Source organism: Rhizobium sp. 007, from assembly GCF_015353075.1.
Taxonomy (GTDB): Bacteria; Pseudomonadota; Alphaproteobacteria; order Rhizobiales; family Rhizobiaceae; genus Rhizobium.
Genome location: NZ_CP064187.1, coordinates 2,020,696 through 2,034,976 on the forward strand (window position 1 = coordinate 2,020,696; position 14,281 = coordinate 2,034,976).

14 protein-coding genes and 2 pseudogenes are annotated in these 14,281 nt (G+C 60.3%); 10 read left to right on the top strand and 6 right to left on the bottom strand.

Going from position 1 to position 14,281, the window contains the following annotated elements; translation table 11 throughout:
* Nucleotides 1-110 precede the first annotated feature (110 nt).
* The gene (locus ISN39_RS10255) at nt 111-1,169 is read left to right on the top strand and encodes an aldo/keto reductase (RefSeq protein WP_194729975.1); all 1,059 of its coding nucleotides are present in this window, start codon (nt 111-113) and stop codon (nt 1,167-1,169) included.
* Between the two features lie 22 nt (nt 1,170-1,191).
* On the opposite strand, the gene ISN39_RS10260 is transcribed toward ISN39_RS10255, so the two are convergent.
* Complete coding sequence (locus ISN39_RS10260) at nt 1,192-2,412, bottom strand: PLP-dependent aminotransferase family protein (protein ID WP_194729976.1); 1,221 nt, start codon at nt 2,410-2,412, stop codon at nt 1,192-1,194.
* 213 nt (nt 2,413-2,625) lie between these two features.
* Here ISN39_RS10260 and ISN39_RS37620 point away from each other — a divergent pair.
* The 3 genes and pseudogenes from ISN39_RS37620 to ISN39_RS10275 all read left to right on the top strand — a co-directional run.
* Nucleotides 2,626-2,832 (top strand): annotated as a pseudogene (locus ISN39_RS37620) (AbrB/MazE/SpoVT family DNA-binding domain-containing protein); the annotation flags it as partial.
* A 5-nt stretch (nt 2,833-2,837) separates the two neighbouring features.
* Nucleotides 2,838-3,026 (top strand): annotated as a pseudogene (locus tag ISN39_RS10270) (PIN domain-containing protein); the annotation flags it as partial.
* Complete coding sequence (locus ISN39_RS10275; RefSeq protein WP_194729978.1) at nt 3,026-3,598, top strand: class I SAM-dependent methyltransferase; 573 nt, start codon at nt 3,026-3,028, stop codon at nt 3,596-3,598. The pseudogene ISN39_RS10270 and the gene ISN39_RS10275, both read left to right, overlap by 1 nt.
* Nucleotides 3,599-3,653: 55 nt before the next feature.
* Here the strand turns inward: ISN39_RS10275 and ilvC are convergent, their stop codons facing one another.
* The 3 genes from ilvC to ISN39_RS10290 form a co-directional block, all read right to left on the bottom strand.
* Nucleotides 3,654-4,673, bottom strand: a complete 1,020-nt coding sequence (gene ilvC, locus ISN39_RS10280; RefSeq protein ID WP_022714456.1) for a ketol-acid reductoisomerase — start codon at nt 4,671-4,673, stop codon at nt 3,654-3,656.
* A gap of 51 nt (nt 4,674-4,724) precedes the next feature.
* Nucleotides 4,725-5,390 (bottom strand): TetR/AcrR family transcriptional regulator C-terminal domain-containing protein, encoded by a 666-nt coding sequence (locus ISN39_RS10285; RefSeq protein ID WP_194729979.1) that lies wholly within the window; start codon nt 5,388-5,390, stop codon nt 4,725-4,727.
* A 105-nt stretch (nt 5,391-5,495) separates the two neighbouring features.
* On the bottom strand, nt 5,496-6,404 hold the full coding sequence (locus ISN39_RS10290; RefSeq protein WP_074068864.1) for an AraC family transcriptional regulator: 909 nt from the start codon (nt 6,402-6,404) through the stop codon (nt 5,496-5,498).
* Between the two features lie 272 nt (nt 6,405-6,676).
* Between ISN39_RS10290 and ISN39_RS10295 the strand changes: the two genes are divergently transcribed.
* Nucleotides 6,677-7,048: a VOC family protein gene (locus ISN39_RS10295; protein ID WP_194730151.1), complete on the top strand. Its 372-nt coding sequence runs from the start codon at nt 6,677-6,679 to the stop codon at nt 7,046-7,048.
* Nucleotides 7,049-7,546: 498 nt separating this feature from the next.
* Nucleotides 7,547-8,593, top strand: a complete 1,047-nt coding sequence (locus ISN39_RS10300; protein WP_194729980.1) for an NAD(P)-dependent alcohol dehydrogenase — start codon at nt 7,547-7,549, stop codon at nt 8,591-8,593.
* A gap of 35 nt (nt 8,594-8,628) precedes the next feature.
* Here ISN39_RS10300 and ISN39_RS10305 read toward each other — a convergent pair whose 3' ends face one another.
* Nucleotides 8,629-9,894, bottom strand: coding sequence for an NAD(P)/FAD-dependent oxidoreductase (locus ISN39_RS10305; RefSeq protein WP_194729981.1), 1,266 nt, complete (start codon nt 9,892-9,894; stop codon nt 8,629-8,631).
* 89 nt (nt 9,895-9,983) lie between these two features.
* Entirely contained in the window at nt 9,984-10,448 is a 465-nt protein-coding gene (locus ISN39_RS10310; RefSeq protein ID WP_028739539.1) for an Lrp/AsnC family transcriptional regulator, read from the bottom strand.
* A gap of 157 nt (nt 10,449-10,605) precedes the next feature.
* On the opposite strand from ISN39_RS10310, the gene ISN39_RS10315 reads away from it, so the two are divergent.
* From ISN39_RS10315 to ISN39_RS10330, 4 genes are all read left to right on the top strand, one after another.
* On the top strand, nt 10,606-11,325 hold the full coding sequence (locus ISN39_RS10315; RefSeq protein WP_194729982.1) for an aspartate/glutamate racemase family protein: 720 nt from the start codon (nt 10,606-10,608) through the stop codon (nt 11,323-11,325).
* A 65-nt stretch (nt 11,326-11,390) separates the two neighbouring features.
* A complete protein-coding gene (locus ISN39_RS10320; RefSeq protein WP_194729983.1) occupies nt 11,391-12,308 on the top strand; it encodes a helix-turn-helix domain-containing GNAT family N-acetyltransferase in 918 nt (305 codons plus the stop codon).
* A gap of 62 nt (nt 12,309-12,370) precedes the next feature.
* Nucleotides 12,371-12,988: a TetR/AcrR family transcriptional regulator gene (locus tag ISN39_RS10325; protein ID WP_194729984.1), complete on the top strand. Its 618-nt coding sequence runs from the start codon at nt 12,371-12,373 to the stop codon at nt 12,986-12,988.
* 82 nt (nt 12,989-13,070) lie between these two features.
* Nucleotides 13,071-14,279, top strand: a complete 1,209-nt coding sequence (locus ISN39_RS10330) for an MFS transporter (RefSeq protein ID WP_194729985.1) — start codon at nt 13,071-13,073, stop codon at nt 14,277-14,279.
* The last annotated feature ends 2 nt before the right edge of the window (nt 14,280-14,281 follow it).

The following is a 14,281-nucleotide window of genomic DNA, read 5'->3' on the forward strand; positions in this document are numbered from 1 at the left end:
GTCGGCCATGGCCTCCGCGAATACTGGCGCGAGCCGCACTTGACCACGACGGTACCCCGCTATTTTCTAACCCGCGTTTCTTTTTTGATTTTGAATTTGGGAGATGAGCAATGGAATATCGTCTACTTGGCCACTCGGGCCTCAAGATTTCGACCGTGACGATGGGCACGATGACCTTCGGCGGCAAGGGCTGGGCGAAGATGGTCGGCGATCTCGGCGTTTCCGAAGCCCGCCGCCTTGTCGATCTGTGCCTCGATGCGGGCGTCAACCTGATCGACACCGCCGATGTCTATTCGGCCGGCGTCTCGGAGGAAATTCTTGGCGAAGTCCTCGGCGGCAAGCGCAAGAACGGCGTGCTGATCGCGACTAAGGCGCGCTTCCCGATGGGCGACGGCCCGAACGATGCGGGCTCGTCGCGCCAGCACCTGATCGCGGCCTGCGAGGCAAGCCTCAAGCGCCTGAAGACCGATGTCATCGATCTCTATCAGCTTCACGAATGGGACGGCCAGACGCCGCTCGAAGAAACCATGGAGGCCCTCGATACGCTCGTGCACCAGGGCAAGGTCCGCTATGTCGGCTGCTCGAACTTTTCAGGCTGGCACATCATGAAGGCGCTCGGCATTAGCGAAAGGGACAAGCGCCAGCGCTTCGTCAGCCAGCAGATCCACTATACGCTCGAAGCCCGCGACGCCGAATACGAGCTGCTGCCCGTCAGCATCGATCAGGGGCTCGGGGTTCTCGTCTGGAGCCCGCTGGCGGGTGGTCTCCTCTCCGGCAAGCATCGCCGCAATCAGGCCGCTCCGGAAGGTACCCGTCAGTTTGCCGGATGGACCGAACCACCGATCCGCGACGAAAACCGCCTCTGGAATATCGTCGAGACGCTGGTGGCGATCGCCGAGAGCCGCGGTGTATCGGCCGCGCAGGTGGCGCTTGCCTGGCTGATCGGCCGCAAGGCCGTGACTTCCGTCATCATCGGCGGGCGCACCGAAGCGCAGTTCAAGGACAACCTCGCCGCTGCCGAACTGAAGCTGACCGAGGAGGAGCGCAGGCGCCTCGACGACGTCAGCCTGCCGCCGGTGATCTATCCCTATTGGCACCAGCTCAATACGGCGAGCGACCGTCTGAGTGAGGCGGACATGGAATTGTTCGCCCCGCACCTGAAGAAATAGGCTTCTAAGGGATCGGCGGCGCTCAGCCTTCGATTTCCTTTGCGATCAGCTTGCCGAGGCGGCCGATGCCTTCCTCGATCATGACGTCGTTGGCGCAGGAGAAACTGACGCGGATCGTGTTTTCGCCCGAGCCGTCGGCAAAGAAGGCCCTGCCGGGAACGAAGGCGACCTTTGCGGTCTCGATCGATTTTGCAAGAAGCGCCGCACCGTCCATGCCCTTCGGCAGCGTGATCCAGATGAACATGCCGCCTTCCGGCTTCGTCCAGGTGATACCGGCTGGCATATGCTTGGCAAGTGCGGCCAGCATCGCGTCGCGGCGGTGGCTGTAGGCCGCCTTGATCTTTGCGACCTGCGCATCGAAGCCGCGCTCGGCGACCTGGGTGATCGCCATCTGGTTGATCGTCGAGGAATGCAGGTCAGCGGCCTGCTTCATCAGCACCAGCTTGCGGATAACCGGCGCGTTGGCGACGACGAAACCGACGCGAAGACCGGGCGCCAGCGTCTTCGAGAAGCTACCGCAATAGATCGTGCGCGTGTTGTCGATATGCCCCTTCTTGGCGATCTCCAGCGCCAGGATCGGCGGGATCGGCTCGCCGTCATAACGCAGCGACTGATAGGCGGCATCTTCGATAACGGCGATATCGAGTTCTTCCGCAAGTTCGAGTACCTTTTCACGGCCCGCGCGATCGACGGTCTCGCCGGTCGGGTTCGAGAAGTCCGCCGAGAGATAGGCGAACTTCACCTTGCCGCCGTTCTGGGCGGCGGTGGCGCGGTAGGAATCCGGCGTCCGGTTGCCGTTCGGCGTCAACTGATCGTAAGACGGCTCGTATGCATTGAAGGCCTGCAACGCGCCGAGATAGGTCGGCCAGGTGACGAGCGCCGTATCCTTCGGCGACAGGAAGAGCTTGCCAAGATAATCGAGGCCCTGCTGCGAACCCGAAACGATGAAGACATTGTCGAGCTCACAGGGGATATCGAGCGCAGCCATCTGCTTCACCAGCCATTCGCGTAGCGGCTTGTAACCTTCGCTCACCGAATACTGCAGCGCCGAGCTCACTGCCGCACTATTGAAAATATCGGCATAGGCCGCCTGGAATTCCTTGTCGGGAAACAGCGCCGGATCCGGAATGCCGCCGGCAAACGAAATGATGTCCGGCTGATCGAGAAGCTTCAGCAGCTCGCGGATTTCCGATGCACGCATGCGCGACGATCGCGTCGCAAACATATTCTCCCAATTCAACATGGGCATTTCCTCATATTTTCTATAGCCGCCACCAGACCATGCAGCGGCATTTATGTCAATAATGCTGACCTATTTTCTTGTCCTGGTAACAAGTTTCAGGTCTTGTATTCGAAAGCTGCAAGCACAGGAATAGCGAGACAAAGGAAATTGAGCGGATCTTGACTGCCCATGCTGTATTCTTGCCTTATGGATATCGATAAAGCAGAGGCAAGAATGGCAACTGCGACCTTATCTGCGAAATTTCAGATTTCCATTCCGAAGGAGGTCCGGGACCAACAACATTGGTCGGCCGGACGGGAATTCGTCTTTCTCCCGAAAGGAAAAGGCGTATTGCTGATGCCTGTGCCGGGATTGAACGATCTCCGCGGCCTTGCGCAAGGCGCAAACCCAGAGAATTACCGCGACAGAAACGACCGCTTTGACCCGCCACATGCATCGTCGTACCGCTCGATACAATGCTCGCCCGGCGGGCGTCAGAGGTCTCGGCCTCTCACAAGCTGGCCATGGCCGACGCTATCGTCTATGCGACGGCAGAGCTTCACGATACCGATATTTTAACGCTGGACGCTCACTTCAAAGATTTGGAGCGTACCGTTGATTTCGAGAAAGCTTGATGACGCCCTCATTCTATGACGAAAATGCCGAAGTCTATGCCTTGCGGAACCGCAAGCTGCCGACGGCGCGGCTCGACGCGTTTCTCTCCGCCCTACCTTCCGGCGCCTGCATCCTCGAACTCGGTTGCGGCGGTGGACAGGATAGTGCCTATATGCTCTCCAAAGGCTTCGACGTGATGGCGACGGATGGCTCGGTGGAACTGGCCAAGCAAGCTGAAAAACTGATCGGCAAGCCCGTCAAGGTGATGCGCTTCGAGGAGTTGGAAGCCAAAGACGAATTCGACGGCGTCTGGGCCGAGGCCAGCCTGCTGCATGTGCCGCGAAAGGACTTGCCCGCTGTGCTAGCCCGTATCCGCCAGGCGCTGAAGGATGGCGGCGCGCTCCATGCAAGCTTCAAGGCGGGGACGGCAGAGGGACACGATAGCTTCGGCCGGTATTACAACTACCTTTCCGCGGCCTGTCTGTTTGAATTGCTGATGGCCGGCGGCTGGCGGAACATCACCATCGATGAAGTCGATGGTAGCGGCTACGACAACAAGCCGACGCGCTGGCTTCACCTGCGAGCACAATAATGAAAGGGCCGGAGCTTCCGCCCCGGCCCTTCCAATTCCAGCAGTCAAGACGCGCCTAGTTCACGCTCTTGTCGACCAGCTTGTTCTTGCCGATCCACGGCATCATGCCGCGGAGCTTCGCGCCGACTTCTTCGATCTGGTGCGAGTCGTTGACGCGGCGGATGCCCTTGAAGCGCGAGCCGCCGGCGCGGTATTCCTGCATCCATTCCGACGTGAACTTGCCGGTCTGGATGTCTTTCAGGACGCGCTTCATTTCGGCCTTGGTTTCTTCGGTGATGATGCGCGGGCCGGTGACATATTCGCCCCACTCGGCCGTGTTCGAGATCGAGTAGTTCATGTTGGCGATGCCGCCTTCATAGATCAGGTCGACGATCAGCTTCACTTCGTGCAGGCACTCGAAATACGCCATTTCCGGAGCGTAGCCGGCTTCGACCAGCGTTTCGAAACCAGCGCGGATGAGCTCGACGAGACCGCCGCATAGAACGACCTGTTCGCCGAAGAGGTCGGTTTCGCATTCTTCGCGGAAATTGGTCTCGATGATGCCCGAACGGCCGCCGCCGACGCCGCAGGCGTAGGAGAGAGCGAGTTCAAGCGCATTGCCGGACGCGTTCTGGTGAACGGCAACGAGGCAGGGAACGCCGCCGCCCTTCTGGTATTCGCCGCGAACCGTATGGCCCGGGCCCTTCGGCGCGATCATGACGACGTCAACGGAAGCCTTCGGCTCGATGAGGCCGAAGTGGACGTTGAGGCCGTGTGCGAAAGCGATCGCGGCGCCGTCGCGGATGTTGGCAGCGATTTCCGACTTGTAGATGTCGGCCTGCAGCTCGTCAGGCGTCGCCATCATCATCAGGTCGGCCCACTTGGCGGCTTCTGCAACCGTCATGACCTTAAAGCCGTCGGCTTCGGCCTTCTTGACGGTCGGCGAACCAGCCTTGAGCGCGATGACGACGTTGCCGGCGCCGCTGTCCTTCAGGTTCAGCGCGTGGGCGCGGCCCTGCGAACCGTAGCCGATGACGGCGACCTTCTTGGACTTGATGAGGTTGAGATCGGCATCACGATCGTAATAGACGCGCATTTGAAGTTCCTTCCCTTTTGCTTGTCGTGTTGATTGGTAAAACAGCGGAACTCAGCTCAGCGCCGGCATTTCCGCCAAAACCTTCTCCGTGCCGTAGAGGCGGAGGAAAGCAGTCACCGCCCTCTCCGCCTGCCGCGCGGTATCCTTGAGACCTGGCTCGCCGAGCAGCATGCGCACATGCAGGTCAGAGACGATCAGGCCGTAAAGCGTGTGATAGGCCTCGTCGGCATCATAAAAGCGCAGCAGCCCTGCCCGCTTCCCCGCATCGATCAGCGCCATGGCGCGGCGGTCGATCTGGCGGCGGCCGCGCTCCAGAAGCAGCTTGCCGAGCTTCGAGCCGTCGCGATGCGACTGGCCGATCGCCAGCCTGTTTAGCGCCAGCGAAACATCGCCGGCCAGAACCTCCAGCAGGTCGCGTGCGAAGAGGACGACATGGTCATGCAGACTCGTCGCCGTCAGCCGTTCGCCGTTGCGCTCGAACGTGCGCACCTTGCTGGCCTGATAGGCAATCATCGCCGACAGCAGGCCATCGCGGTCGCCGAACCATTTGTAGAGGCTTTCCTTGGAGCAGTTGGCAGCGCGTGCGACGCCCGACGTCGTCAGCGCCTTCTCCCCGCCATCGACAAGGAGCTGCAGCGCCTGCTCCAGAACGGCGTTCTGACGCGGCGAAAATTCGCTGGGCTCCAAGGTTTCGACAGACACGATATGCGCTCCCAAAATACGTACCGTACGGTACGGTTCGTGGATGCTTATCGCGCAGTCGCCCTCACCCGTCAAGAGGGGGACGAGAGGCGAAGCAAAAATTTTCTGGAGCCGGCCGCTTTATTCGGCAGCGGTCGCCAAGCGCTCTGCGTCGACGTCGCGCGCAGGCGAGATGCCGTAGAGACGACTGTATTCCCGGCTGAACTGCGACGGGCTTTGATATCCGACGCGATGCCCGGCCATTCCGGCATCCAGCCGCTCGACCAGCATCAAGCGACGCGCCTCGTGCAGGCGGAGCTGCTTCTGGAACTGCACCGGCGTCAGCGCGGTGACAGATTTGAAATGATGATGGAACGACGAGACGCTCATGCCAACAAGCTCGGCGAGCGCTTCAATCCTTAAAGGTCTTGCATAATTTTCCCTGAGCCATCCCACGGCGCGGGCAATCCTGTTGCTCTGGCTTTCTGCGAGCGCAATGTTCAAGAGGTGCGGGCCGACGGGCCCGGTCAGCACGCGATAGAGGATTTCCTGCTCGATCAGCGGTGCCATGGCAGCGATATCATTTGGACGGTCAAGCAGGCGCACCAGCCGCACGGCCGCCTCCAGCAGTTCCGGCGGCGCGGCGTTGACCGCCATGCCCCGCAGCCCCTCGGTATGCGCCGCTGGACGGGGGATATCGACGCGGCGCAGAAGCGCAGCAACCCTTTCGGCATCGATCGCCATTGCAAAGCATAGATGGGGCGCCTCCGGGCTTGCCTCCGTCACGCGCCAAGCGACCGGAAGGTCAAGTGACGTCAGAAGATAGTCGCCGGTGCCGTAGTTCAGCGTTTCCGTCCCGAGCCTGACGCTCTTTGCGCCCTGCAGCACCATAGCGACGCACGGGCGGTAGGCCGAGTGAAAGGGTCCCGCCGGCTTTGAACGGCGGCTCAGGAAGAGGTTGCCGATGGCCGTCGCGAACTCGCCCTCCCCGGACGTATGGCGCGCCGCGATAGACGCGATTTCCTGATAAGGGTTGAAGGGCAATGTCATGGGATAACTCGTTCTGAGATGGTGCAGGTCCACCTTATCTAAGCTTCACGGCAGCATCCTACAAACCCGAAGTCGCATTATCAGGTCTCGGGAAGCAAGGGAGTGGCCGCCATTGCGGAAATGGACCGCTGAGGACAGCTCGGCGTCAGGATCGGCCGTTGCGGCATTCGCGAAACCTCCTATTCTGCCAAGTTGCAAAAGCCTCATGCGGAACTCGCGCGCTTTGGTCAGTATCTTGCGGCAATGAATTTGAGCCTGTCGAGAGGAAAATGATGCGTTTTATCAATCCTATTCCTTTCGTTCGCGACATCAATCGCTCGAAGGAATTCTACAACCAGCTGCTCGGCCTGAAAATTATAGAGGACGCCGGAAATTTCGTCCTTTTCGAGTCCGGCTTTGCAATCCATGAGGGACGATCGCTTGAACAAACGGTCTGGCGCCAGGCGCGTGACGGAGCCGAATCCTATGGGCGAAGAAACTTGCTTTTGTATTTCGAACATGGCGATGTCGATGCCGCCTTTGAAAAGATCGCGCCGCATGTGGAGTTGATTCACCCCGTAGAAAAACAAGCGTGGGGACAGAGGGTCTTCCGTTTTTACGATCCGGATGGGCACGCAATAGAAATTGGCGAACCACAGAGCTGAAGAGGAACATTTGACTTCGAATTGTCCGGATTATCCTGACAGGTCAGGTGAACCCTGACTGCGAAGGCAGCCTTCGAATTGGACACGCTAGTCGCTGAATACGGCCGCATTTTAGAGTGCATTGCGGCGAGGCAACAACGGAAAGATTGCTAGCTCTACTCAGGCCGGCTCAAGAAGCGGTTGAGGGGAAGAGCACCAACTCCAATCGGTCGTGGAAACGCGTCGGTCCCGCGGGGTTAGTTGGAGGCGTTGCGCATATCCCGACAATCTGCGTGGCGACGTTTTTCACACGTGAAGGTCCGCTGATCATCATCCTGTAGCACGGCCCAGCACACCTGAATGACAGCACCGAACCTGCGACTTCCGCCAATAGCATTTTGCTGGCGGGTAGCGGATTTGCAGGATCGTGCAAAAAGCTCGCAGGATCGCTCTAACGCCACCTTGCAGTTTCGATGCATTGTCCGGCCGTCCAATTCCTCAAATCAAAGGAAGATTCAGATGGCTATTGCAAAAGGCTATGCCGCCACTGACGCGTCAAAACCGCTGGCGCCCTTCACCTTCGAACGCCGTGAACCGAATGACGATGACGTCGTCATTTCCGTCCAATATTGCGGCGTCTGCCATTCCGATATCCACCAGGCCCGCAACGAATGGGGCAATTCGCGTTACCCGATGGTGCCGGGCCATGAAGTTGCAGGTGTGGTTTCGGCTGTCGGCTCGAAGGTCACGAAGTTCAAGGTCGGCGACCGCGTGGGCGTCGGCTGCTTCGTCAATTCCTGCATCGGCTGTGCCACACGCGATCTCGATTACGAGCATTTCTTGCCAGGTCTCACCCAGACCTACAACGACGTCGAAGCGGACGGCGAAACGCCGACCTATGGTGGCTATTCCGACTCGATCGTCGTCAAGGAAGGCTATGTCCTCTCCTTCCCGGACAACATCCCGCTCGATGCCGGCGCGCCGCTGCTTTGCGCCGGCATCACGCTCTATTCGCCGCTTCGTCACTGGGGGGCCGGTCCCGGCAAGAAGGTCGCAATCGTCGGCATGGGCGGTCTCGGCCACATGGGCGTCAAGCTCGGCGCCGCCATGGGCGCCGACATCACCGTGCTCAGCCAGACGCTGTCGAAGAAGGAAGACGGCCTGAAGCTCGGCGCCAAGGACTATTACGCTACCAACGATGCCGAGACCTTCAAGAAGCTCGCCGGCACCTTCGACCTGATCATCAACACGGTCGGCACGGCGATCAACTGGAACGCCTACCTCAACCTCCTGAAGTTCGACGGTTCCATGGTGCTTGTCGGCGTTCCGGAACATGCTGTTCCTGTCCACGCCTTCTCCGTCATCGCCGGCCGCAAGAGCCTTTCGGGTTCAATGATCGGCTCGATCAAGGAAACGCAGGAAATGCTCGATTTCTGCGGCGCGCACAACATCGTCTCCGAAATCGAGAAGATCGCCATCCAGGACATCAACGAAGCCTACGAGCGCGTCATCAAGAGCGACGTGCGCTACCGCTTCGTCATCGACATCGCCTCGCTGGCGGCCTGACAACGGAAGGGCGGCTCACCCGAGCCGCCTTTCTCTTAATTCTCTTCCCGCATGGTTTCCTTCTGGGTGATCAGCCGCGCGCTGTGCTGACCGCTGAGATAGATCCACAGCCAGCTCCAGGCAACGGCAAAGCGCGAGCGCGTCCCGATCAGGAAGTAGATATGGGCAATGCCCCATATCCACCAGGCGATCCACCCCTTCAGCTTGATCTTGCCGAAATCGATGATGGCAGCGCTTTTCCCGATCGTCGCAAGGCTTCCCTGATGCCAGTACCGGAAAGGTCCTGGTGCCGGCTTTGCCTGTAGGCGCGCGCGGATGACCTTTGCGACGTAAGCGCCCTGCTGCTTGGCGGCAGGCGCGATCCCGGGCACCGGCTTGCCGTTGTCCTGAACGACGGACGCCGTATCGCCGATGACGAAGACATCTGGCAATCCCGGCGCGCGAAGGTCTTTTTCGACAATTGCCCGCCCTGCCCGATCGGCGGGAATATCTAGCCATTTTGCCGCAGGCGAGGCCTGCACGCCAGCCGCCCAGACGATCGTCTTGCTGGCAATGAACTTCTCGCCGACTTTCACGCCGGCGGCGGTGCAGTCCGTTACGAACTCGCCGAGGTGAACCTCGACGCCGAGCTTTTCGAGCGCCTGCTGCGCATAAGCCGAAAGCTCCTCGGCGAAGCTTGCCAGCACCCGCGGCCCCGCCTCGATCAGCACGACCTTCGCCTTGCGCGTATCGATGTTGCGGAATTCCCGCGGCAGCGTCTTGCGCGCCAGCTCGGCGATGATGCCGGCAAGTTCGACTCCGGTCGGTCCTGCGCCGACGATTGCGAAGGTCAGAAGCGCATCACGCGTGACCGGATCGGTTTCCGTCTCCGCACGCTCGAAGGCGAGCAGCACGCGCCGGCGGATCGTCGTCGCGTCCTCCAGCGTTTTCAGGCCTGGTGCGACGGGCGCCCACTCGTCGCGGCCGAAATAGGCATGCGTTGCGCCCGTGGCCAGAACAAGCGTATCATAACCTAACGTCAATCCGCCGCGTAACGTCACTTGCTTTGCCGCGGTGTCGACGCCGGTGACTTCGCCGAGCAACGTCGTAACATCCGGCCTGTTGCTGTAGAGATGACGGATCGGCCAGGCGATCTCCGATGTCGATAGGATCGTCGTCGCGACCTGATAGAGCAGCGGCTGGAAGAGATGGTGGTTGCGACGATCGACCAGTGTGATCTTGGCCCCTGTACCCTTGAGCCCGTTGACGAGTTGTAGCCCGCCGAAACCCCCGCCGACAACGACGACCCGATGATCGCTCATGACATAACCTTTTTGCTGTTTTGCTGACGCAAATGTCGCCCTTTGCAGGGAGGTTTCAACGGCCGGTTCGACATAGCTGCCGTGCGATCTTAATCGGCATAGCCGACCGGGATCGCGCTGCCGCTTTTCAATATCTCCATGGAAATCGAAGCCGAGACGTCGAACAGCTCGATCTTGCGGACGATCTGCTTGTAGATGACGTCGTAATGTTCGACGCGCGGCAGCACGATCTTCAGGATGTAATCCTGATTGCCCGTCAGCCGATGGGCCTCGACGATCTCCGGAATGCCGCTGATCGCCCTGCGAAACGTCTCAATCCATTCGTCGGAATGATGCGCCGTCTTGATCAGCGCAAAGACGGTGGTCGGCACGCCCATCTTTTCGCGGTCGAGCACGACGATGCGTCGAGCGATGTGGCCGCTTTCCTCAAGGCGCTGGATGCGCCGTGAACAGGCCGAAACCGAAAGCGCGACGCGCTCTGCAAGATCGCTTACGGAAATGCCGGCATCGGCCTGGAGAAGGTCGAGAATCTTTCTATCGCGATCATCAAGCATTGCCATCTCTTTAATTGACGCTGATTTTTTGCACATTACAGAAATCTTACGCAAACTGATAGTTCGTTACTGCAATCAACGTCAAAGAATGCAAACATTCGGCGCAGCGACTGAGGCATGCTTTACGCGTCAGAAATCAAAAAGCAGGAGCGTGGAAATGCAGACAATTGGCCTGATCGGCGGCATGAGCTTTGAAAGCTCGGCGGTCTATTATCGTCTGGTGAACGAGATGGTGCGCGAACGCCTTGGCGGTCTCGCATCGGCCGAACTCGTCATGCATTCCGTCAATTTCGAAGAGATCGTCGCCATGCAGAAGGCCGGCGACTGGGACGGCGCTGCAGCACGCCTCGGCAATGCAGCGCTTCGCCTGCAGACCGCCGGCGTCCGCTGCGTTCTCATCTGCACCAATACCATGCACCTGATCGCCGATCAGGTGGCATCGCGCCTCTCGGTTCCGCTGATCCATATCATCGACGAGACGGCGAAGTCGCTCAAGGCAGCCGGCCGCAAGCGTCCGCTGCTGCTCGCAACCCGCTACACGATGGAGCATGGTTTTTACGCGGACCGCATGAAGGGCCTGGGCGTCAACGTGACGGTCCCGGATGCAGCCGACCGCACCATCGTTCACGACATCATCTTCAACGAACTTTGCGCCGGAAAGGTGCTCGACAGTTCGCGGACGAAGCTGATGGAAATCATCGAACGCGAACGCGCCAAAGGCGCAGACAGCATCATTCTAGGCTGCACCGAGATCTGCCTCATCCTGGACCCCGGCAAGCTGCCTCTGCCCGGCTTCGACACCACGGCGATCCATGCAAGGGCGGCCGTCGATTTTTCAATCGGCAAGGAGCGGAGCGATGAAACAGAAGCTGCATAACATGCAGTTTACTTGACTGAGTCAATCAATTGCAGGACAAAGTCTCCTATCAGGAGATTTTGTCCATGCCCGATTCCTCCCTTATCGATGCCGCCCGCGACTTCAATCGCTTCTACACCAACTTCCTCGGCGTGCTGAACAAGGCCTATCTCGACTCGCCGTTCACCTTGACGGACGCACGGGTGCTGTTCGAGATCGGCTCGCACGACGGAATAACCGCCGTCGCGCTCGTCCGCGACCTGCATCTCGATCCCGCCTATCTCAGCCGCATTCTGAAGCGCTTCCGCAGCGACGGTCTCATCGAGACGAAGGCCGATCCCGCCGACCTGCGCAGCCAGATCATCACGGTCACCGGCAAGGGAGAGGAGCAATTGCAGGAACTCGGCCGCCGCTCGAATGTGCAGATCGCCGAACGTTTCGATGCGCTTGCCCTTGGCGAGTCGCAAAGCGTCTTAAACGCGATGCAAACCATCCGCTCGCTGCTCGACCCGGGCGTCAAACCGTCCCCCGCGGTCATCCGCGCACATAGACCCGGCGATATCGGCTGGATCGTGCAGAGCCAGGGCAAGGCCTATGCCGAGGAATATGGCTGGGACATGCGCTTCGAAGGCCTGGTGGCCGAGGTCGCCGGCAAGTTCCTGGCGACCTTCGATCCTGCGATGGAATATTGCTGGATCGCCGAGCGCAATGGCATCAACGTCGGGTCTATTCTTGTGACGAACGGCGGCGACGGCGTTGCCAAGCTCCGCCTTCTCTATGTCGACGAGGCCGCGCGCGGGCTTGGTCTCGGCAAGACGCTGGTCGACGAGTGCATTCGCTTCGCGCGGGCGAAAGGTTACCGCCAGATATCGCTCTGGACCAACGACGTTCTGCACGCCGCACGCAGCATCTATGTCAAAGCCGGTTTCCGTCTTGTCTCCGAAGAGAGACACCGCATGTTCGGGCCAGAGGAAAACGGCCAGACCTGGGTTCTCGACCTCTGATTTTGTCGTGTCGCAAAAGTTTCGCTTGATTTGGAAACGATCATTTCCTAATTAGGTGAGCCATGACGACGGCAACCCTCGATGACAAAATCCGATCCCGCGGCAGGCCGCGCGAATTCGACACGGACGCTGCGCTCGACAAGGCGCTCTGCGTCTTTTCCGAGCGCGGCTACCACGCAGCCTCGATCAGCGAATTGACGGACGCGATGGAGCTTACCTCCGGAAGCGTCTACAAGGCCTTCAAAGACAAGCGCGGCATCTTTCTTGCCGCCTTTGACCGGTACCGCGCCGTGCGCCGCGGCCTGCTTGATGAGCGCCTGGACAGGGTCGAGACCGGCCGCGACAAAATCCGTGAAATCCTGCGCTTTTACGCTGCGTCATCGCATGGCGTCATCGGCCGTCGCGGCTGCCTCGTCGTCGGTAGCGCCAACGAGCTTGCGATCTTCGACGAGGAGGCCGCGGAACGCGTCGCCGCTGCTTTTGCCGCCAACGAGGACTTGCTGCTGAACCTCATCCGGCTCGGCCAGTCCGACGGCTCGATCCTAAAAACGCTGGACGCTGTAACGGCTGCCCGCGCCCTGCTGTGCCTGACGAAGGGCATGCGCGTCGCCGGCAAGACCGGCCGCCGAGAGGACGACATGACCGCCGTGGCGGACGCCGCCATAAAACTTCTCGACTGACAGCGCTTCGCCCGCAACAAGCGGGTGGCGCAGAACGACTTCAAGACCGATCCTCCCCCAGATCAGCATACCGGAGTTTTTCATGAGCATTTCAACTGCAACGAATGAGACCGCTATACCCCGGGCGATCTCGCCTTTGATGACATTCCTTTTCGCGGCCGCCTGCGGCCTCGTCGCCGCCAATCTCTATTACGGCCAGCCACTGGCCGGCCCGATCAGTGCCGATCTCGGCTTCACGCCGGCAGCCACGGGCCTGATCGTGACGCTGACGCAGATCGGCTACGGTCTCGGCCTGCTCCTCATCGTGCCGCTCGGCGACCTGCTCGAGAACCGCCGCCTCGTGCTGATGCTGATCCTAGTATCGGCAGTCGCGCTCGTCGGCGCAGCACTCTCCTCAACGCCCGCCCTGTTCCTGCTGGCCTCGCTCTGTATCGGCCTCTCTTCGGTCGCGGTGCAGGTTCTGGTGCCTTTCGCCGCCCATATGGCGCCGGATGCGATGCGCGGCCGTGTCGTCGGCAACGTCATGGGCGGCCTTCTCTGCGGCATCATGCTGGCCCGCCCCTTTGCGAGCTTCATCGCCGAAGCCTCGTCGTGGCACATGGTCTACTACATCACCGCGGTCGTCATGGTCGGGCTGGTCCTCATCCTGCGCGCAAATCTGCCGGTTCGCACCCCGCACACGAAGCTCGGCTACGGTGCACTGCTTGCCTCGATGCTGCACCTTGCGATGACCTCCCGCATCCTGCAGCGCCGCGCGCTCTATCAGGCCGGAATGTTCGGTGCCTTCAGCCTGTTCTGGACGACGACGCCGCTTTTGCTTGCAAGCCCGGCTTTCGGCCTGACCCAGAACGGTATCGCGCTCTTCGCGCTTGCCGGCGCTGCCGGTGCCGTCGCCTCGCCGATTGCCGGACGCCTGGCCGATCGTGGGCTGACGCAGATCGCTTCGGCCTTTGCCATGCTGCTCGGCATGGTGTCCTTCGTCATCAGCCATTTCGCAGCCGACGGCTCGCTGACCGCGCTCATCCTTTTGACGGCAGCAGCGATCCTTCTGGATTTCGGCGTGACGACCAATCTGGTCTGCGGCCAGCGCGCGATCTATGCGATCAGCGCCGACCATCGCAGCCGTCTGAACGGTCTCTACATGGCGACCTTCTTTGCCGGCGGCGCTCTCGGCTCCGCGCTCGGCGGCTGGGCCTATGCGGCGGGTGGATGGACGATGACAGCCTGGATCGGCTTCTGTTTCCCGGCTTTCGCCTTCCTGCTCTTCCTCACCGAGGGGCGCGGCAAGTAAGC